At 42.5% G+C, this 18,878-nt stretch carries 13 protein-coding genes; all 13 read right to left on the reverse strand.

What is annotated here, in order from left to right; genetic code table 11:
- Positions 1-108 precede the first annotated feature (108 nt).
- Positions 109-2,997 (reverse strand): hypothetical protein, encoded by a 2,889-nt coding sequence (locus TI10_RS20940; RefSeq protein WP_049585259.1) that lies wholly within the window; start codon positions 2,995-2,997, stop codon positions 109-111.
- Entirely contained in the window at positions 2,990-5,698 is a 2,709-nt protein-coding gene (locus TI10_RS20945; protein WP_049585260.1) for a baseplate J/gp47 family protein, read from the reverse strand. Before TI10_RS20945 ends, TI10_RS20940 begins: the two co-directional genes overlap by 8 nt.
- Positions 5,699-5,771: 73 nt before the next feature.
- Positions 5,772-6,188: a hypothetical protein gene (locus TI10_RS20950; RefSeq protein WP_049585261.1), complete on the reverse strand. Its 417-nt coding sequence runs from the start codon at positions 6,186-6,188 to the stop codon at positions 5,772-5,774.
- The gene (locus tag TI10_RS20955) at positions 6,185-6,631 is read right to left on the reverse strand and encodes a GPW/gp25 family protein (protein WP_049585262.1); all 447 of its coding nucleotides are present in this window, start codon (positions 6,629-6,631) and stop codon (positions 6,185-6,187) included. Before TI10_RS20955 ends, TI10_RS20950 begins: the two co-directional genes overlap by 4 nt.
- Before the next feature lie 12 nt (positions 6,632-6,643).
- Entirely contained in the window at positions 6,644-8,245 is a 1,602-nt protein-coding gene (locus TI10_RS20960; protein ID WP_049585263.1) for a phage baseplate assembly protein V, read from the reverse strand.
- On the reverse strand, positions 8,242-8,925 hold the full coding sequence (locus tag TI10_RS20965) for a CIS tube protein (protein ID WP_049585264.1): 684 nt from the start codon (positions 8,923-8,925) through the stop codon (positions 8,242-8,244). Before TI10_RS20965 ends, TI10_RS20960 begins: the two co-directional genes overlap by 4 nt.
- A complete protein-coding gene (locus TI10_RS20970; RefSeq protein WP_049585265.1) occupies positions 8,912-9,106 on the reverse strand; it encodes a DUF5908 family protein in 195 nt (64 codons plus the stop codon). The genes TI10_RS20965 and TI10_RS20970 overlap by 14 nt, the downstream gene beginning before the upstream one ends.
- A complete protein-coding gene (locus TI10_RS20975; RefSeq protein ID WP_049585266.1) occupies positions 9,103-9,561 on the reverse strand; it encodes a phage tail protein in 459 nt (152 codons plus the stop codon). Before TI10_RS20975 ends, TI10_RS20970 begins: the two co-directional genes overlap by 4 nt.
- A 35-nt stretch (positions 9,562-9,596) precedes the next feature.
- Positions 9,597-10,787 carry a phage tail sheath family protein gene (locus tag TI10_RS20980; protein ID WP_049585267.1) on the reverse strand — a complete coding sequence of 397 codons (1,191 nt, stop codon included), beginning with the start codon at positions 10,785-10,787 and terminating at the stop codon, positions 9,597-9,599.
- Positions 10,788-10,841: 54 nt separating this feature from the next.
- Entirely contained in the window at positions 10,842-12,248 is a 1,407-nt protein-coding gene (locus TI10_RS20985; RefSeq protein WP_049585268.1) for a phage tail sheath family protein, read from the reverse strand.
- An 11-nt stretch (positions 12,249-12,259) separates the two neighbouring features.
- Complete coding sequence (locus tag TI10_RS20990; protein WP_049585269.1) at positions 12,260-13,342, reverse strand: phage tail sheath family protein; 1,083 nt, start codon at positions 13,340-13,342, stop codon at positions 12,260-12,262.
- A gap of 174 nt (positions 13,343-13,516) precedes the next feature.
- Complete coding sequence (locus tag TI10_RS20995) at positions 13,517-13,966, reverse strand: phage tail protein (protein WP_049585270.1); 450 nt, start codon at positions 13,964-13,966, stop codon at positions 13,517-13,519.
- A gap of 728 nt (positions 13,967-14,694) precedes the next feature.
- On the reverse strand, positions 14,695-18,657 hold the full coding sequence (locus TI10_RS21000) for a putative adhesin (RefSeq protein ID WP_139180491.1): 3,963 nt from the start codon (positions 18,655-18,657) through the stop codon (positions 14,695-14,697).
- Between the last annotated feature and the right edge of the window lie 221 nt (positions 18,658-18,878).

Raw genomic sequence — 18,878 nt, forward strand, 5'->3', positions numbered from 1 at the left:
GCCATATAATGAAATGACAATCAGAGAGAATATTTTATTTAACTATGAAATCGACATTATTCAACTAATCTATTTTTGCTGTTATTTTTACTTAAATTTAGTATGAACTTAAATTTTTGGTACATATAATAACTGATTATCTTCTATTACTTTTTCGTTCCATTCGGTTCCAGAGTCGCCAATAACTTCTTTGCGTTGCTGTTCAGTGGCGATTCGCATATTACCGGTACCGGTTGCCGTTGAAGGTAGACGCCCTAACGTTAAGGTTTCTAAGATATTATAGGCTTCATCACCCAGAGGCGCGCCATTATTCTGCCAACGCTTATAAGTACTGGCAAAATTCTTGAAATGTTCTGGTGATAGCCAGTGGAAAATCATAGAAAGATGGGCGGGAAATTCGGTTAAGATCTCTGTTTTTACCCACGCCTCCAGTTTATAAGGATCGACCTTATCATTCTCAATAAGCTGACGATTAATCACTACACTGACGATAAATGAAAAGCGGTCAGCCAACGCGTATTTTTCATTGGAAAAATACCAACGATAGCGCCATGCGTCTTCTGATTTCGGGAAATCATATTGTTGGCCTGATATTTTTTTAAGTAATATTCGGCCTTTAATGCGATCAAATTCCACTACTTGTGCTTTAAGTGCATAATCGGCGGGAGAATCATTATTAACTAATGTTTTTGTAACTAATGTTTTTGTCGGCAGTCCATCGGGGGTAATAATATATTTCAGGGTGATTTCATCATTTGTTTCGATCATAGCAGGGAAGGGGCTTTGGGTGCTGGAGATTATCCAACGTTCATCTTCTGTTCCCGTTTGATATGTCTCACTGGCATAAACCAGTTGATAATCCATATCTTCCATCCATACCGGGCTATTACACCAGCGTAAATTACCTTGTTCAAACGCGATTTTCACACGATCTAAATTACGCTCTAGATCACTGCTATTACGGGTGTCAAGTGAGAAGGCGTCTCCGGTAATATCGGTGATCATTTGGCCCCGTAATGTGAATTTTCTGTCGCCCTCAATAATTATCAGATTAATCACTTGACCATGTAATAATTGGTCTGCCGTTTCTTTTTGGGTAATGATTAATTGATGATTTTTAGCATTGGGCTCACTCCTTATTACCAGATTATCGGGCTTTTGTTCACTGTCGAATTTTTTGTCAGGCTTTACCGGTAATAACTGACGATGTTCAATCAGATAGAAAGGTAAATTAGCCAAATTGGGTTTTTCTTTGAAACATTCTCCTCCCAGACCAATGCGGGCGGCAATCCGTTTTTGCAGCGCGGACACTTTATCAATACGAATATTATTACGCTGATAGGTCAATTCAGGTTGTTGCGCCAAATAACCGCGCTGGGTAGAGAGAAAATCCAATGAATCCAGAGTGAGTGGTCTGGCCGCGCGATGGGTACCAAAATATTCCAATAAGTCATTCAGGATTGATAATTCTTTTGCATAATTTTGCGGATGGATACCGTCATCACTGTTAATTTGGGAATCATTATTTAGTTGTTTGATTAAATCGGGCATGATTTCCTGATGGACTTTCTGACCGACAGTGTTGGCTTTAAAAGGCCATTGTGCGCCGGATACTGCATTTCCCCGTTGTTTAAAGGCTAACAGTTTCGGCAAGATAGCGAGTTCGGCGCAGCCGTTAGCCAGTATCTGTTCAAACGGCAATATAAATTGGTGCAAGTGTATTTGCTGTTGAGTCTCCGCGTAGGTCTGTAATCCATAGCAGGCGGGTAATTTATTGCTGACTGGATAGTAATCCAAAACTTTACGATGTTTGCCCCAGTTTAATAATTCGGGCTGCGTCTCGATTAAGGGCTCTGCAATAATCTTGCTCGCTATATCTTGTTTAGAAACGGCGACTTTTACGCCGCCTTTGGCGGTAATAATGAGCGGGCTTGCTGGCGAGGAAATTAAGCTTAGGGGATCGTTACCCCATAGCCTGGAATAATATCCTTGAGCGATGGTCCAGGACCAATTATCGTCCGCCAGCGGAGAAATATTTTCATCGTGTTTGTCTAATGCCAATCGGGTAATACTTTGTACCCCGGGGATAGCCAGTAAACGATTAGCCAGATGACTGAGCTTTAATTCTGTCGGCTTGGTGTAATCTTTGGCCGCCGGTAATTCGGGTATCCAGCCGTGGTGTAAATAAGGTCCCGCGAATATTTCTTCATTGCTATAGCCTAATTCTTTCATGGCTTGAGTGGTATAACGTAACGGTGTTGCCAGTACCGTTTGTGCGGTTGTCATATAGACTTTAGCGAAGATGTCAGTAATATCTTTAACGTCATCATCTAGCTCAATATTAAGCTGCAATAGGAAATCTGTTGGTTGTAGCCAGATAATTTTACTGACGGATTCCCCCAGATTACGGTTATTTTTTAGGAAAGCCGCCAGACTTTGCTGCGCTAATGTTTTATCGATCTCAGTTTCCCGGCTAGGGAGTAGATAAAGCCAGTAGTTGCCTCTCAGTGTTAATTGTTGGCTGTCTGGCGTTTTAATAAAACTGTATTCGCGTTTTTCTTTGTTATACCAATATTCATAGCGTTCGCTTGCAGGTTCACGAATTAGCTGTACATCGTTAAAGAAAAAATAATCTGCATTGTTGTTGTTATCGCTACTATGTAAATCCAGTAAGGCGCGGCGATAATCGTCTGCGGTAATCGGGCCGCAGGTCAGCATTTGTTGTGGCCCGAATTCCTGTGGAAAAATGCCATCGTCCGGTGTCTGTTCTTGTTTTTCCGGGGTAAGCAGATCGCGCAGGGGGAGCGAATGGCGATAGGCTAAATCGGATGCGCCGTAACAACAGGCTTCTAATAAGGTAATACCGGGATCATTTTCCGCTGTATTGCTCCAGAGTTGCCCAGACTGTTGCTCAATCACTGTCTTCGCCTGAGTCAGTAAGGTATCAAAGGCAATATCGTCTTTAACGATGGGAAACAGGGCATCCTGATTATTCATGGTTTGCTCCTTTATTAGCGAAACTCTTTTCTGACCAAACTAAAATCAGTACTTCATTATCAGCCGCTTCTACACTGTCACCGACTGCTCCTGCGGTTTGGGATGATTTTTTCAACGTTAAGTTGGTGACCCGTTCAACTAAAGGCGATTGCTGAATCGTAGCTAATAACGGGTAGTAATCAATGCGGTTACCGGTCGTGACGCCGATAGCGCTATCTTCCGCCCATGGCATATATTTTCGGCTGAGTTCCTGCTGTAACTGATGACGGCCGTAGTCGGGATTAACCCCTGCGACAAATACCAGTTGATAGCTGATCAGCACATCAACGTAGGTGGGGTTATCGATTTTGACGGTGGTCCAGGGACTGCTGAGTTGGCTTATCCAGTCGGCCATTTCCGCCAGTCGGGCCGGATTCAGGATCGGGCGTAGCGCATCGTCGTTATCTTTGTAACGGCTGTTAGGGATCACGATCAGTTGTTGCGTTTCAGGAGCCGGGATTTTGGTTAATTCATTGGCGGAAGGGTATTTGACATCAAATATGCTGATAAAATTCTCTTTCAGTAGCGTAACGATATTATCCCAACTTAAAGCACGGTTACGATGGGACAACCGGGGAGGAATTCGCGTAAGAACAGCGGATTCTGTTTCTTTCGGACGACCGTTCCAGGATGCCCAGGGTTGCTTCACACGGCTAATGGCGACGGACGCGCTGACGGTTTGCTTGATGCTATCGGCGGCCAAGCCATTGATAAAGTGGTCATTTTCAACAGTTTCTGGGTTAATTAATGTAGCGGTGGCAGCGTTATACAGTATGTCTTGCATTCTTGGATAATCTTGAGGGGCGGTCTGCTGGGTTATCTCCGCTTTCAGCCAGTATCGTCCCACCGGCATCAAGGCGGCTTGATTTGATGCGTCCTGTGGCAATAACGTACTCCATATCCCCCGGTCAAACAGGTTGTGAGTGTGATCGTGAACCAGTTGATTTAATGATTGCCAGGTGTTTTGCTGATTCAGATAAGACCAAGATAGCGTAAGTTCTTGAATTCCGACCAGTTGCCAGTATAGGGATAACGTTTGTCCCGGTAACACGTTGGTGAAGCCCAAATAGAGTGCGTCATTGGCGAATGAAGGCAGTTCTTGGTTTGGGTTTCCCCAACCAAAGGGAGTCAGGGGATAAACGGTATATTGCTCAGTTTTTACTTTAGCGCTGAATGTGATTTGCAACGCACTGATTTGTGGCGTGTAGGGTAAATTTTTACCTGTCGGATCTTGCCAGTATTGGCTGTGCATAAAATCCTGCTCAGCCAATTCTATGCGCACTGACGCGGGCCAATCATTGGGTGAGGGGCTATCAGTAACCGAGTAGTTCATTGCCGGTAAGGTAAAACTCAGGCTTTGCCCTTGAGGTACATCGGTTCCGCTAAATAATGACTGGGTTGCATTGAGCGCCTTTCTTCCCTGTGGAGTGACTAAATAACCCTGTACTTTAAATACGCCATTGTTGCCGGGTTTGGGATCATACTTTTCATACCATGTTGAAAAGTTCACTTTGGGCAAGCCAACCCATTGCGGAGTCAGGGTAAGTGTCGCGTTTTCAGAACCGTACCATTCAGGGGCAACCAGATTAAAGCCGGAACCCAACGAGGGAAATTGACCAAAGGGGAAACTGGTTTTATCTGTTTGTTCAGTTCCGCCATCGGAGGCATAGCGCACACTGCGGTTGCCGTTAATATTGATTTCAATACCGGTAATTTTGGGTAGTGTGGGTTGCTGAGTAGTGCCTAATTTTAATACTGGTACGTCGAATGTGATGCCATCAAGGTTATCTGGCGGGCTGATAGGATCATCGTTGGATGATAATCCAAGTTCAATACTCTTTTTGTCGATAAGTTTTACCGACAACGATAACCAGTGATCTTCTGCACTGATTTTAGCGGTGAGGTGTTCAGCTTGACCTTGCCAATCGCTTTCCAGCGTTAATGTGATATGACGTTCTCCAGCGGGCATAGCAAACAGAGGAGAGGTGATCAGATAACCGGACAGAACTGCCACATCATTGGCTGTTGGGCTAAAAAGTTGAATACCGTTTTCGGGTAATGCAATGTTATCCGAGAGATTAAAGGGGATTGCTGATTGCCAACCATTGTGACCGTCTTTCCGATACCAACGCAGGTCGGTCAGTGATCCTTGATTCGCCAATAAATCCGCGTCTGACGCATAGTGTAACGAATTGCCGGCGCTATCTTGCCCGGCATCAAATAGCGTGCCTTGTGATACCAAAAATTCCGCGTTATCCGTATTCAGGACAACGCTGATGGCGACACTATCCGCCTGAGCATTTTTAGGATTCAGCCCTAGTAATTCTCGATAATAAAGATCGCGATGTCGTGCTGGGAAGGTGTTTAATAATCGATTGGTTGTTTCTAATAGTTTTAAAAAAGCCAGTATAAAAGCTTGATGCGGCGGTAAAAGTCCATTGGCTTGATTAGCCTGTTGGTAAATATTGGCTAATTGCTGAGGATCGTTTTTCTGAATAAAGTAAAAACTGTCCCAAAACTGTTTTTTATCTTGATCGAAAGGAATAATGGCGGCGTATTTTTTAAGCCAGTTTAAAATATCCAGCGTACTTCTTTCATCAAGTTTAAAAGCAGTATTTGGCACGATAGCGGAGAGTTTATTATCTAACTCGGCCTGTCCCATATTGATACCACCTGTTATTTGAATGTATTCCTGATCAATTATCAGAATTTAAAAATAAGGTTGAAGGGAGGATTTATCCGGCACTGACGATATATTGACTGGCAATAAAACGGCCTTTTCCCATACTTGGCGTTGTCACATCCGGGCCGCTCGATGGATTATTCGCCGGTTGTGTCGGGGTGAAACGGGCGGTAAATTGCTGCCCGACCACGATTACTGTGGCGGTGCTGCGACAAAAGTTTGCCTGCTGGCTGGCATCCAACTGAGCAATAGTGACCATTCCCATACCGGGTATCGGGTGGCTGGGAGTAATATATTGCGCCTGAAATTGGACCTTTTTTTCGTCACCGACAATGGCGATCTTTTTGCCTTGGAGCTGGGCGTGTCCGCTGCCTCTAATGGTTGCCGGTCCCAGAAGCGTGACTTGTCGATTGCCGAATAGCGGTTCAAATAGCAGATTGTCACCATCTACCACGACTTGTTTACTCATAGGTTCACCCATACCTGACCTTCGCTGACCTCAAGGATGCCATCAATTTGTTGGTTGATTTCGCTGCCTCTCAGGGCGTAAGTCACCTGAACATGCAGGGTATTGGGCAAGTCTGTTCTCTGATTTATCTGAATCATCGTGATTTCCGCGCGTGGTTCATAGCGCAGTACCCGCTCTTCAATGCGAGTTTGGATTTCTGCTATCAGTGCATCATTGATATTGGCAAACAGATAATCATTTAGACCACAACCGTAATCTTCACGCATAATGCGTTCGCCGGGTTCAGTGAGAAACAGAATTTTCATGCTTTGGCGAACATTCTCTGCACCTGATGCCATTTGGACTCCGGTGGGTATTTCTGGATGCGTATTATCTTTAATAAAAAATTGTGGCGGAAAGGCCCAACCCCGGCCATAAATATCGGCTAATATGTTGTCTGTCATTTCGCTGTCCTATTATTGTGTTAAGTTAATTTTCGCACCTTTAATATCGACGCCGGACTTTCCAGCGGCTGACAGGGATTTTTCCGCCTGTAGGTTAATTTCCTGGGCTTTGGTGACGAGATTCTTCGCTGAATCTAGCGTGATATCTTTATCCTGTTGCAGTGATAACGCATGTTTTCCGCTATTAAGGGCGGCAATTTTATCTTGATGATTGAACACTAATGCTTGTTGATTATCCCCTTGTTTAATAACTAGGGTTTTTATTGGGTTTTTTTCACTGGGTTCTATTGGTGTTTTATTTTTCGGGTTGTGCATGGCGCCTAATATCACCGGGAAGCGGGGATCGCATTCAAAGAAGCCGATAATCACCTCATCCCCCGGTTCCGGGTAGAAACAGAACCCGCTTTCATGACTGGCATAAGGTTTACCCAGTCGGGCAAAAAGCACGCTGTTAGTTAAATTTAACGCCGGTATCTTGACCGGAATACGGTCCAGCGACTGCTTGTCCTGTTGGTATTTTTCCACAATCCCTACATGCAGCTCTTTAACCTGCGGGACCGCCGGTTCTGTCTCCGGCAACAAGCCCAGAGTTAACCGGGTGCGCCAGCCTTGCCGCTGATTGATGGTCTGACTGACGCCGGTGATGATGCCTTTGCCATCCATCCCTTGACCAAAGCCGTTTAGTGCCAGCAGATCACCCGGTTGATAGCGGCTATCCCCTGCAACTTCAACATTGCCGGAAACGTTATGGCTTCGTAGGTGATTCATCATGCCTTGAGCAAAGTGTTTGGCTTGCTCATTATCTTGCGGATAGCTAAAAACCCATTGCCATGTCTGATCGGTTAAAGTTGCCAGACTGTCTGGCGCGAGTTGACCACTGCCGAGTCGGCTGTTTTTTGCCTGAGTGGCCTGAGACAGTTTTTGTTGCGCGATATCCCAGGATTGTACGCTCACCATTTTGGGGCTGTGTCGGTTATCCCATTGCAGATCCGCCTCAAACAGCACAATCTCTTGATCGCCGGCACGTTGTTTAATCGTATGTACGGTTGATTGATTAAGTGATTCCGGCGTTGCCAGCGTGACAGTTTCGTTACCGGGTAATAACCAGATATTGGTCGCGGCCAACCGATTTTTTAAGAATTTCCAGTCATGGCAGCGAAACTGGACCATTTGCTCATGCTCAGTTTTAAGCTGAGGCGCCTGTTTTATCGTGACGGGTATCCCTGCCTGACTGAATAGTTTTCTGATAATGGCTTCATCACTTTGCTGACTGAATAGCTGTGAATGAAAACCATCAGTGAGTTTTTGCAGTGGGTGTTTCGCCGTCAGGGTAACCAGACTGTCCTGACCTTTGAACTTAAGCGCTTGCCGAACAATGATCCCCTTAAACAACACGGTTTTTTGCAGTTGCACGATCAGTGCTTGATTGGGCCGACAGCTTGTCAGTTCAGCTTGTGCTTTGGCGGTAAAAATCGCGTTGGCGTCGCCGGCTACGTTGAGAGTGATGTTGGCTGTGGGGATACCGTTGATTTGATGGTTTACGGTCAGACTAACCACAGAAAACTGGCTGAGGGTTTTTCCCGCTATTTTAATCTCTATCGCCGGTATCTTCATGCGTCCCCCTGCGCTTGTAGCGTTTGCCCTGGGGTGAAATCATCAAGATTATCCAGATCGTTTTGCCAGGCGAGGGTGAGGTAATCAATACCGCCTGCTAGAGAAGCCCCGGCGCCTAAGGCGATTAACGGCAGAGAGAGCATATCGGTCACGCTGACTGCGGTGATTGGCGGTGATTTTAATTGTTGCTCAGTGGCTTGAATAACAAAGCTTTCGTCCGCGACTAAGGATAGGGTGGCGCTAGCCCGCAGTGGAGTCGCATCACGATCAAATAGGGTGTAATTAATGGCAAGACCGCTGGCTCGGCAGGCGAAATAACCTTTGTTTTCCCAACGCATTTTGCCCCATTTGATTTTGAGGAAGTGGGGAACGCTGGTGCTGGCATCCACTGTACACAGGGCTTTCAGCGTCGCTAATTGGGTTTCTACCGGGATATTGTTGCCCGGCATGGTCGCGTCAAATAGCAGGACTAACGTCAAACCGGCGGGTTGCGATAGCACATAGCGGCTGCTTTGGCTGGCATTGTTAACGCTTTCATCCTGTTGGTAGCGGGTTTGATAATCGAGCTGAATCCCATCAGGGTTATACATCGCCTGTAAGCTGCCTACGGAGATTTTCCCTTCCCGGTCTTTAAAGGCAGTAAGGGTGAGTTTGGACAGGCTGCGTTCAATTAAGCTCATAATAGCCTCCTGTTTCACGCAACGCCTCTAACACTTCCCGTTTGACGATCTCGATCAGACGGGCGTTATCCAGCGTCTCCTGAGCTAATGTCTGTGGTGTGACGGGATTAAGTGTGATGGGATTACTCGCGGAATCGGTGACTTTGGCCTGAATAATCAGCTCTTTAATTTCGACGGTCATACTTTTACTCCTAACCAGCGCATATCCTGATAACGTAATTCCAGTGAGTTCACCAGAACGGTGTTGCTATTGGCGTCAAAATCGCTGGTGGACCAGCGCACCGGTAGCGCGTTGCTTAATGTCCAGCTTGCCACGGGTAACGAATGTTCATTCAGTAACATAATCACGACATCGGCATAGACTGCTTTTTCGCCACGCAGGACGCGATCAAACACCAGCGTCAGCGGCGTCACAGTCATCACGCCACGCTCCAACACCAGACTGCCATGCTGGATTTTTTCAGCCAGCCAGGTATTTCTGGCGTTTTCCCCGCCTTGGCTGTGTTGGGTAATTTGTAACTCACGGCTCAGGCCCGATATCCGTTGAAAGGCGATATCGAGCGGACTGGGAATGTTGTTAAAAAGAAAACTGGCGATAAAACGGTGTGACACTGCCGGGGTGTAGAGGTTGTTCATATTTTGCCTCTGTTTAACTTTTGCTTCTGTTTAACTTAGCGGGTAGTACCGGTACGGGTATCGAATGTCAGGCTTAACTCAATAAATTCGGCTGGCATTAAGACCGCGAGGCTGATTTTTATGATCATTTTTCCGGCCTGTATATCCGCTTCACTCATTGATTCGCCCACACCGAGCAACACCTTGAACGCTTGATCTTCTTGGGTTCCTCGTAGCCCGCCGTTTAACCATAACTGACGCAGCCAGTTATAGGCTTGTCCTTTAAACTTCATCCAGGTGATGGCGTTATTGGGTTCAAAAACGAAGGCCCGGCCTAGTTGAGTCATATGAGCTTCGATATAAGAAACCAGACGGCGGATCTGGATATAACGCCAGAGGGAACCGGGGGTATTGTCCAAGGTTCGGCATCCCCAAATCCTAATGCCTTTACCGGGAAAGCTGCGAACCAGATTCAGCGAGGCGCCATCCGGGTTAAACAGCGCATTGGCTTCAATATAAGCGCGTACCGGGCTGATCACTTTGGCTAACGCGATGTTGGCGGGAGCGGTCCATACGCCTTGTTGGTTATCGTTACGCTGGATGATGGCAGCTACTGCGGCGGTCGGTGAAAGCACGATAGGATTTTGCGCTTTATCCTGATAGGCGCTTTTTAGTCGCGGCCAGTATACGGCGCCCCATTGTCGATCAGCGGAAGAGAATTGAGTTAAACACTCGGCGGCTAATGTTGGATCGTCCGGCGCATCCAATAGCCCCATAATGCCGCGTCGGCTCTTGCAAAGATTGAGCGCCGATTGCCAAAATTGTAACCAAAGATCTCTTTGAATATAGGAAATCTCTGTCTGATTAAAGCGGATAACATCCGGGGTGATAATCAGGGTAATGTCGTTCTCTGCGGCAATCGTTTGAATCAGCCACGTTTGTTGCAGCGCGGTGATCAATGACGAAAAATCGCTTAATTGTTTCTCCGTACCTAATGACAGCACATAGGCTTGTTGACCGCCGTTTTCAAAGAAATGGCGCACGGAATAGTACATTAATCCTGACTCAGGAAATGACCGGGCAAAATCGGCCAAGCTATTGAGTTTGATAGCGGTTTTATCGTCATCGTTTTTATTGACTGGTGATGAGGTATAACCAATAAAAACCGGTATACCGATAAACGTGTCATCCTGTTTTGGGGATATCATATTTTCTGTGACGGTGACGCTCGGCTGTGTTATTTCCATTATCGTCTCCTTAACGACTGAATAGACGCGGTGTTTAACCGCGTCTCAGTACGATTACTGTGCTACATTTTGTGAAAACTGAAGGATAATAAATTCAGCCGGACGTACCGCGGCCATGCCCACTTTGACAATCATTTTCCCTTGTTTAATGTCGTCGTCGGACATGGTGATCCCTTTACCAATTTGAACAAAATAGGCTTCTTGTGGTTTATTTCCCGCTAATGCCCCTTGTTGCCATAAGGAATAGAGATAGTTGTCAATGGCCGACTTTACTCTTTCCCAGGTGGGCTGGCTGTTGGGTTCAAAGACAGCGGATTGCATAGCTTGTTTGATATCCCGCTCTGCGCTATTAAAGAGACGCCGTACTGGAATGTAGCGCCAGTTGTCATCATTTTGCAGAGTACGCGCCCCCCATACCACAAATCCTCGATGGTTGAAGTAGCGAATGGCATTGATGCCTTGCTGATTCATGGCGCCTTGTTGATCGTCATTGAGTCGTTCAGTGACGTCGCTAATTCCGCTTAGCACGACATTCGCCGGCGCTTTCCAGACGCCGCGGCTGGCGTCAGTGGCACAATACACGCCCGCCATCACTGCGCTGGCAGGAATAGTGTTGCCGTTGGAGGCTATTTTGTCTTGTATTGCTTTAACCGCTTGTTGATAGACAGTGAGATTTTTCTGTTTGAGTTGCGCCAGATTTTTGACTTCGTTTGCTGCCGCATCTTCATAACCTGAAACTGCGATCAGGCTATCTTCCACTGGAATAAGTTGTGAGACTTTCACCGCCGGATAGTAAGTTGCGGTTTGCGATTGCACATTAACGCCCGGTATGCTGGTTTTAGTTTGGCTGTCAGCGATAAGGAAATAGCCGGCATTCAGTAATGCGGGTGTTAAGCTGCCGTATATTGCGCTCTGGTAGGAAGAATCCTGTTCAGGACAGGCGATTAAGGTAATTTCCAGAGCTTGCTCAATTAACTCGGGGATTAATGCCAAAGCGGCAGTTTCTTGGGGATTAGCAATTGGCAGGATATAGCAAGGCCCACCGCCATTTTGAAAATAAAGTTTTACCGCATCGCTACTTGTTGTGTAGGTACCGACAGCTACAGCGTAAGTATAACCAGAGCTTGTATCACCCGCGTTAACAGCGATATTGGCAGTAGCAACGATATTGGTAGAGGCAACAGCCGCTGCATCGCTTTCAACGTTCCCGGAAGGAGGAGAGGGCGGCGGCGGCGTTGGTTTAGTCGATGTGATGGCGATTGACGTAATACAACCGACATTAAATAAATTTGTAAAATCCAGCCAGCTACTAACACGTATCGCTTTTAGGGGTGAGCTAGTTTTTTTGGGCTGGAAGCGGCCGATAAAAACTGGGATTGCGGTGTTCCCGTGGCTGATAGAGAGCGATAATGACGCATTTTCTTCAATATAAACGCCGGGATAGGTCGGAGTTGTTGGCATGTTGCCTCCAATTATTGTGCGATATTCTGTGTGAACTGCAAGATAATGAATTCGGCTGGACGAACCGCGGCCATGCCGATTTTGACGATCATTTTGCCCTGCTTAATATCGTCATCGGTCATGGTGACGCCTTTACCGATTTGCACAAAATAAGCCTGTTCAGCTTTGCTACCCATCAATCCGCCTTGCTGCCAGAGGGAATGGAGATAGTTATCAATCGCCCGACGTACAGCTTCCCAGGTTGGTTGGCTGTTAGGCTCAAATACCGCGAAACTCATGGCGTTTTTAATGTCTCGTTCCGCGCTATTAAACAAGCGGCGAACTGGGATATAACGCCAGTTATCGCTGTCCTCAAGGGTTCTGGCTCCCCAGACCAGCGTACCGCTCTTAGGAAAGGTACGGATCATATTCAGCGCCTTACCTTGGTTATATTTTCCTTGCAGGTCGTCAGTCATCGGATATTTAGGTTGTAATCCTCCTTGAACAGGAACATTGGCGGGAGCTTGCCAGACGCCCCGGCTATTATCGACACTGGCAAAAATACCGGCCATGACGGCACTGGGTGGAATATCAACCGGGGCTTTCTTTTCTCCCCATCCCGCAGTCAGCCAGGGGTAATAAACCGCGCCATATTGAGTTGCCGGATAAGATTTAACAACATCGTCTGGTTGTAGGCTTGAGGTTATTTGGGTTGTAGGGCCATCAAAAATGGCGAATAATCCTTTGCCTAATTGACAAAGTGTCCCGACGGCGGTGGTGATCTCTTCTCCGGCGGCAACCAATAGCGTGACATCATCTAATACCGGAACTTGCTGTTCTAAATCTTGCGTTTTGACGAGATAAGCATATCCTCCGCCGTTAATAAAATAGGCACGCAGTGCGATATCAAGTTTATCGGTAGGATTAAATTGCCCACCTTTTAGCGTCAAATATTCCAGCCAGCTACTGACGCGAATATAGGGCTTACCTGATATTAATGAATTATTATTTGCGACGGCAAAAACAGGCACTGCCGTTGCACCCGAACGAACAGAGAGTGCTGGTGAAGCGTCCTCTTCAATATAAACACCGGGATAAGTTGGGGTTATTGGCATATTGCCTCCAAGTTATTGTGCGATATTTTGCGCGAACTGTAGGATGATGAATTCGGGTCGAACTAATGAGCCATGCCAATGTTGATCATCATGTGTTAACGCATGGATAATTGGCGATGTCAGATAATTGTTTTCTTCAATATAAACACTGAGATAGATCGTTATTGCGATCTATTAAGGTGCTTGAATGGTGACGCGATCCGCGACCAGTGCTATTTCTTGAATAGCGATATCATTGCTGGCGGCATCAAAAGAAGGGGAAGTGAATGACGTTGGGAAGGCGTTTGTCACATTCCAGGTCATCAGAATTTCAGTGCCGGCTTCATTGGTCAGGCTAATTGCGATATCTTTTTTCTCAACTTGATTAAGTTGAATCGCATTAATCCAGTCAAAAAGCTTAGTGTCGCCAGAGAAGACGCCTTTACGCAGAGTAATATTGATCGATTGGCGTTGGCCCGGCATTTTATAGTAATTACCGGTACCATCTTTATATTCTATGACATCATGAGAGATATCGAGCCCGGAAACGTTGTTGAAAGGAATTTTCTCATCACCAATAGAGACAACAAACCGATAAGCAGGAATCGGATAGTCAACAGCAATTTGTTCTGGAGTTATAGCCATGATTTTTTCCTTGATTGTTTACATTTGAAATATAAGAAAAACGTCTATTACGTTGTTTTTCTTAGAACCTAACGATTGGGTATAGCTACCGCAACAACCTGATTTGTAGAGGTTATTTTTATATGAAATAACGTAGAATCTATTTCAGTTCATTACAAAAAAGCCAAACAAAATAGCCTCAATGGGCTAGATAGTTATTTGACGATTATTTAAATCACCTTTCGTGAAACAAAATGATTATAGATACGGAATTTCCAAGTGCGATTATCAATTAATAATAATAATGATTGTTAATTGATATAGTATGTTTTGATAATTTTATGCATCAGCATATCTTGATTGATTTCTATAACAGGAAAATAAAAACACCCGTAACTTTAATCTTGATTAATATTTCAAATCCATACTATCGCTTATTGCCAGAGGGTTGTGTTTTATTTTTCAGGTTATTTTTTTCAAGAGTAAACAAATCATGGTAATAAATGAGGTTATTTTATATTGATTGGTGAAAATAAGTTTGTTTATAATTTCTATGATAAATTTATGATAGAGGAGAAGATAATTATAAAAATGATTATTAGAGAAATAATTTAAAAAGTTTATTAAATTACAGGAGGAGTGATTTTATTCTGATATTAAAGATGACGAGTATAGGGAATGATGGGAGCTATATATTGACAATATAGCTCCCGATTTTTTCATAAAAATAATGACACTCTGAACATATATTACAAATCTTTAATACTAAATCTTATCTTAATGTAATAATTCTTTTTACTTCCACTCTTTATATATAAATTATTAACATCTAAAATACTTGTTTCAAGTTTCCCATTTTCCATTCTTCCAGCTTTAAAATCTTGGGAGTTGCTATTAATGATATTTGCCAGATAGACGCCCATCATGCTTAAATTTTGAATCTTTATTGCCAATGAGCGGAAACCTTCTGAATCATTGATCTCTAAAATGACATTACCATCTGATTTTTCTCCTCCTTTGAAATATAAATATTGTCCTATTGCTATTTCACTGAAATCAAGCAAGTTATTATTGTATATATTGAAATCGGATAGAGAATGATTATCTGAAACTGTTTGTTGCTGCATTAATTCAGGGCTATCTTTTTCTTTACCCGGTAAAAATATATCATAATCTTCTCTTTTTAAAGCATCATCGAAAGTGATAATTTTATCATCTGTTGTCACCACGCCAATCACATATTCGCTATAATTTAGTGTGTTATGACTGTTTGTAAATAATATAGATGTCAAAAGATATTTTATATCTCGTGGTTCGTTAAGATATTCATTGCTATTAATCGCGGTAGTATCTCGTTTGGTTCTACTTGAACTTGCAGCTTTAGACTGTGGCAGCGTTTTTAATTGTTTATTTTCCCAATACTGTTCATGTTCATTTCGATAGCCGCGCGTGACGGCATAAGAGCGAGTTGTTATTCTGGGTTTGCCATTATCCCAAATTTCTCTACAGGCTAATACATGAATATTGTCATAATTTTTCTCTTTAATGAATTCAATAAGCTCCTTAATACTGACTTTTTTATCAATAGGGACATTTGGGCTAATGCTGAGTAAGTCAACCGCCGGTGTTCCATCATTTGCTCTTATTATTGTTTTTCTGTTTTCTATTAATGCCGAAACGTACTCTTTTTCTTTATCTTTTTCATACCATGAAAATTGATATTCTGCGACTTTAGGCACCGAGCTATTTTTTAATTTTGAAGTGCTAATACCGGTTGCATCTTCTGCCCTTAAATTGGTATGTTTTTCTATAATATTACCGATATTCTTTAACTGCTCAAGTTTCTTCTCAGTAAATAGCGATTTTAATAAGTCATAATCTTTATATCTGTCAGGGAATGCTGACCAGAATTTTTCATAATTCCCGCCAATAGCTGAATGAGGGTTTAATTTATTAAACTCATTAACAAATCGTTCAATAAGTGGATCATCTAACCGGTATTCATCTGGCGCCCAAAATATAAGGTTTTTATTTTTGGGAAATATAATGGGTCTGGCTGAATTTTCACGGCCGCCATGAGCGGAAAAAATGGCAGTTTTACTGGTGGCAGGAGTGCCATTTTTATTCCAGGCCGCATAGATATTGAATTTAGAGTTAGATTCATCAACTCCCACAATATAGTCTGAATCATTGTTATCCAATATTTTAAATTTACCCACTTCTCCTTTATCCCTTGGTAGATAAAATGCATCCTGCCGAGTATCTGCTGTTGGCGATTTAACAAATGTTTTAGGTCTATTGGCATTTTCGGTCAGTATTTTTTCTGATGAACTGGTTAATGCTTGAAATTTTCTATGTTTATTAATATATGCCAGCGCATAAGCTGATCTGGCTACTCTGCCATTTCCGTCGCCGAAAGGATGAATTTCAATTAACGTTGAATAGATTAGGAAAGGATCAACACCATTAACGCTTTTTGTTCTGGTTAAATAATAAGGAAGAATAGTTTGAGATGATTCCATATGTGGAAATATTTGATCACCAAAACCACGGTAATGTCTTAAATTAATGTCTGGTTTTAAGCGATATAGCTCATTGTGCAATTGCGTCAATACATTAAAATCACTGATATCTTTGTCAATATATTTGGATAGTACACTTGTGACATGTTGTGCATCATTCGCGTTTGATGTGCTTTTACTGACAATCCAATTTGCTGCTTTATTTAAATGACTGTCTCCTGGAATATCTTCAATATTGATAACTTTTACTAACTGATCTGAAAATGTTAGTTTTTCATCAAGGAAATTTGAAATATCATTAATTCGTTTTCGGTCATTTTTTAAAGCATAACTTCTTATTGTCACTTCATCTTCGAGTTTCCTAAATGGTATTTTATTGATTGGATTTCCTTCATAATCTAATATGATTGAATCTTTTATCATTTTGTTGAGTTTTTCCCATCCAACAACTTCGGCCAACTCTTTGGCTTCTTGAGTTTTCATTAGGTGTGATTGTAAAACTTTTATCTTTTTCTCGGTACTAAATCTTGACCAATATTTCCGATCAAGAAATGATTTATACCTGTTTCGAATATTCTCTAGTTTCCACGGGTTAGTACCCGATCCAGGAATTTTTTTGATACTCTCTCTGGCTAATTGAGCATTTAATCCATAATTAACATTTATTTTTTTAATATTAAATTTATCAGTAATATATCCACCGCCATTTTCAATTAACTTTGCGCCGTTGGTAATTTTTCTACCGATTGCTCGATTACTGAAAATGACATGAAAAGTCGATGAAACCGTAAAATTAACCCAAGCTTCTTGTTGTAATGCGCTGCTCTCCTCATAAGTGTTCGCTATTGCGGATTGAATGAGTGGTATGATTGTATTGGCTGTGATGGTAACTAAATAACCTTTAATTGGGCTGACAGGGAGGATCATTGAGACCGCATCAAGAATTTGTCTGAGTATATTAAGATAATAATCAGCCATAATTTCACTTTCCGTATAGCTTATCTCATCCATATGTTCTATATATTTATCAAGAAATTCATCTACGGTGGTCCCGGTAGAGCCAGGTAGTTGATTAATGCCTTCATTGATATAATATTTCACATCTTCATTATCTCTAAATCTATTGATATATTTTTCATAATCACCGGTAACATCCTGCAATTTAATTAAAATATTTTCAACGTCGTTGTTTAATAAATACTTTATGTCTTTTCCGCTATATTCAATTTTATTGAACTCTTTGTGATGAATATTTCTAATAAAATCATAAACGGTGAAGTATCTAGTTATCGGTTTGGGATGATTTTTACATACATCAAAATGTCTATTAATTTTAGGCTTGCATTTATCAAGTCTTCTCTTTGAAATAATAACAGTAATTTCTTGGTCTAAACTAACGCGATCACCCGCAATCTCTTTAACTCTGGATTCAATATACTGATAAGGAGATAATATTTTTGATACAGTATCTTCTGCTGTTGCTAATCGCTGAAGTTTTGTAATAACGTTTTGGTTAAATTCACCTACTTTATTATTTAAAGTATCATTAAGCAGTTCTTGCTGCATTTCAAATGTGATCCCTTCAGGGAAAATGATTTTTTGTTTAATATCATCTGGTATATTGCCTTTCAATAATCCTAGAATCGAGGCTTCAACAATACTATCTTTAACTGTAAGTGGGGTTTCTATATCAATCTTAGAAGTAAGGTTATGTTCCTGACGCCACCCTTCAAAATAATCAATCAGAACCATATTATTAAACTCTTCATTATCAAAATTAGATTCATGATAATGATTTAATTCTTCGGAATATTTAGTCTTTAAATATTGTAGCGAAGTATATCCGTAAAAATCATAATTATAGGGAATATGATTGGACATCACGGTGAGAGAATCGGTATCAGGTTCAAATTGCCGATTTTTATTAAAATAGATCATTGCTTGATATTTGTTTTCTAACTCAGGCGTTGAATAAGTTTGTTTATGAATATCTGTATGATGAAAGGCCCTGAAATATCTGGCATAAGGCACCTGTTCTACTCTTAATCCATGATAATTAAAATTTTTAGAGTGATATATCTCATAAGCTTTTTTAAAATCCTTTTCAATGAAAATCGCGATAGGAATATCAGAATGGTAACCGCTATAAAATGGCTCACTGATTTGGTAATTAAATTGCATTTTATTCATGCCTCTTCTGTTTGTTATAATAGGATATATACCCTATGGATTTCAAGATGCATCGCGACGGCAAAGGAACGAATCCCCGGGAGCATAGAGAACTATGTGACCGGGGTGAGTGAGTGCAGCCAACAAAGAGGCAACTTGAAAGATGACGGGTATAGATTATTTTCCAATTAAATGGGTTGATATGGGGTTGTTTTATTTTTGTTTGGGTTTTTATAATATAA

Origin of the sequence: Photorhabdus luminescens subsp. luminescens, from assembly GCF_001083805.1 — a bacterium.
GTDB classification, from domain to species: Bacteria; Pseudomonadota; Gammaproteobacteria; order Enterobacterales; family Enterobacteriaceae; genus Photorhabdus; species Photorhabdus luminescens.

Bases quoted from the DNA above. Each gene is read 5' to 3' on its own strand.
- TI10_RS20940 (WP_049585259.1), bottom strand. From the start codon at position 2,997: ATGAATAATCAGGATGCCCTGTTTCCCATCGTTAAAGACGATATTGCC.
- TI10_RS20945 (WP_049585260.1), bottom strand. From the start codon at position 5,698: ATGGGACAGGCCGAGTTAGATAATAAACTCTCCGCTATCGTGCCAAAT.
- TI10_RS20950 (WP_049585261.1), bottom strand. From the start codon at position 6,188: ATGAGTAAACAAGTCGTGGTAGATGGTGACAATCTGCTATTTGAACCG.
- TI10_RS20955 (WP_049585262.1), bottom strand. From the start codon at position 6,631: ATGACAGACAACATATTAGCCGATATTTATGGCCGGGGTTGGGCCTTT.
- TI10_RS20960 (WP_049585263.1), bottom strand. From the start codon at position 8,245: ATGAAGATACCGGCGATAGAGATTAAAATAGCGGGAAAAACCCTCAGC.
- TI10_RS20965 (WP_049585264.1), bottom strand. From the start codon at position 8,925: ATGAGCTTAATTGAACGCAGCCTGTCCAAACTCACCCTTACTGCCTTT.
- TI10_RS20970 (WP_049585265.1), bottom strand. From the start codon at position 9,106: ATGACCGTCGAAATTAAAGAGCTGATTATTCAGGCCAAAGTCACCGAT.
- TI10_RS20975 (WP_049585266.1), bottom strand. From the start codon at position 9,561: ATGAACAACCTCTACACCCCGGCAGTGTCACACCGTTTTATCGCCAGT.
- TI10_RS20980 (WP_049585267.1), bottom strand. From the start codon at position 10,787: ATGGAAATAACACAGCCGAGCGTCACCGTCACAGAAAATATGATATCC.
- TI10_RS20985 (WP_049585268.1), bottom strand. From the start codon at position 12,248: ATGCCAACAACTCCGACCTATCCCGGCGTTTATATTGAAGAAAATGCG.
- TI10_RS20990 (WP_049585269.1), bottom strand. From the start codon at position 13,342: ATGCCAATAACCCCAACTTATCCCGGTGTTTATATTGAAGAGGACGCT.
- TI10_RS20995 (WP_049585270.1), bottom strand. From the start codon at position 13,966: ATGGCTATAACTCCAGAACAAATTGCTGTTGACTATCCGATTCCTGCT.
- TI10_RS21000 (WP_139180491.1), bottom strand. From the start codon at position 18,657: ATGAATAAAATGCAATTTAATTACCAAATCAGTGAGCCATTTTATAGC.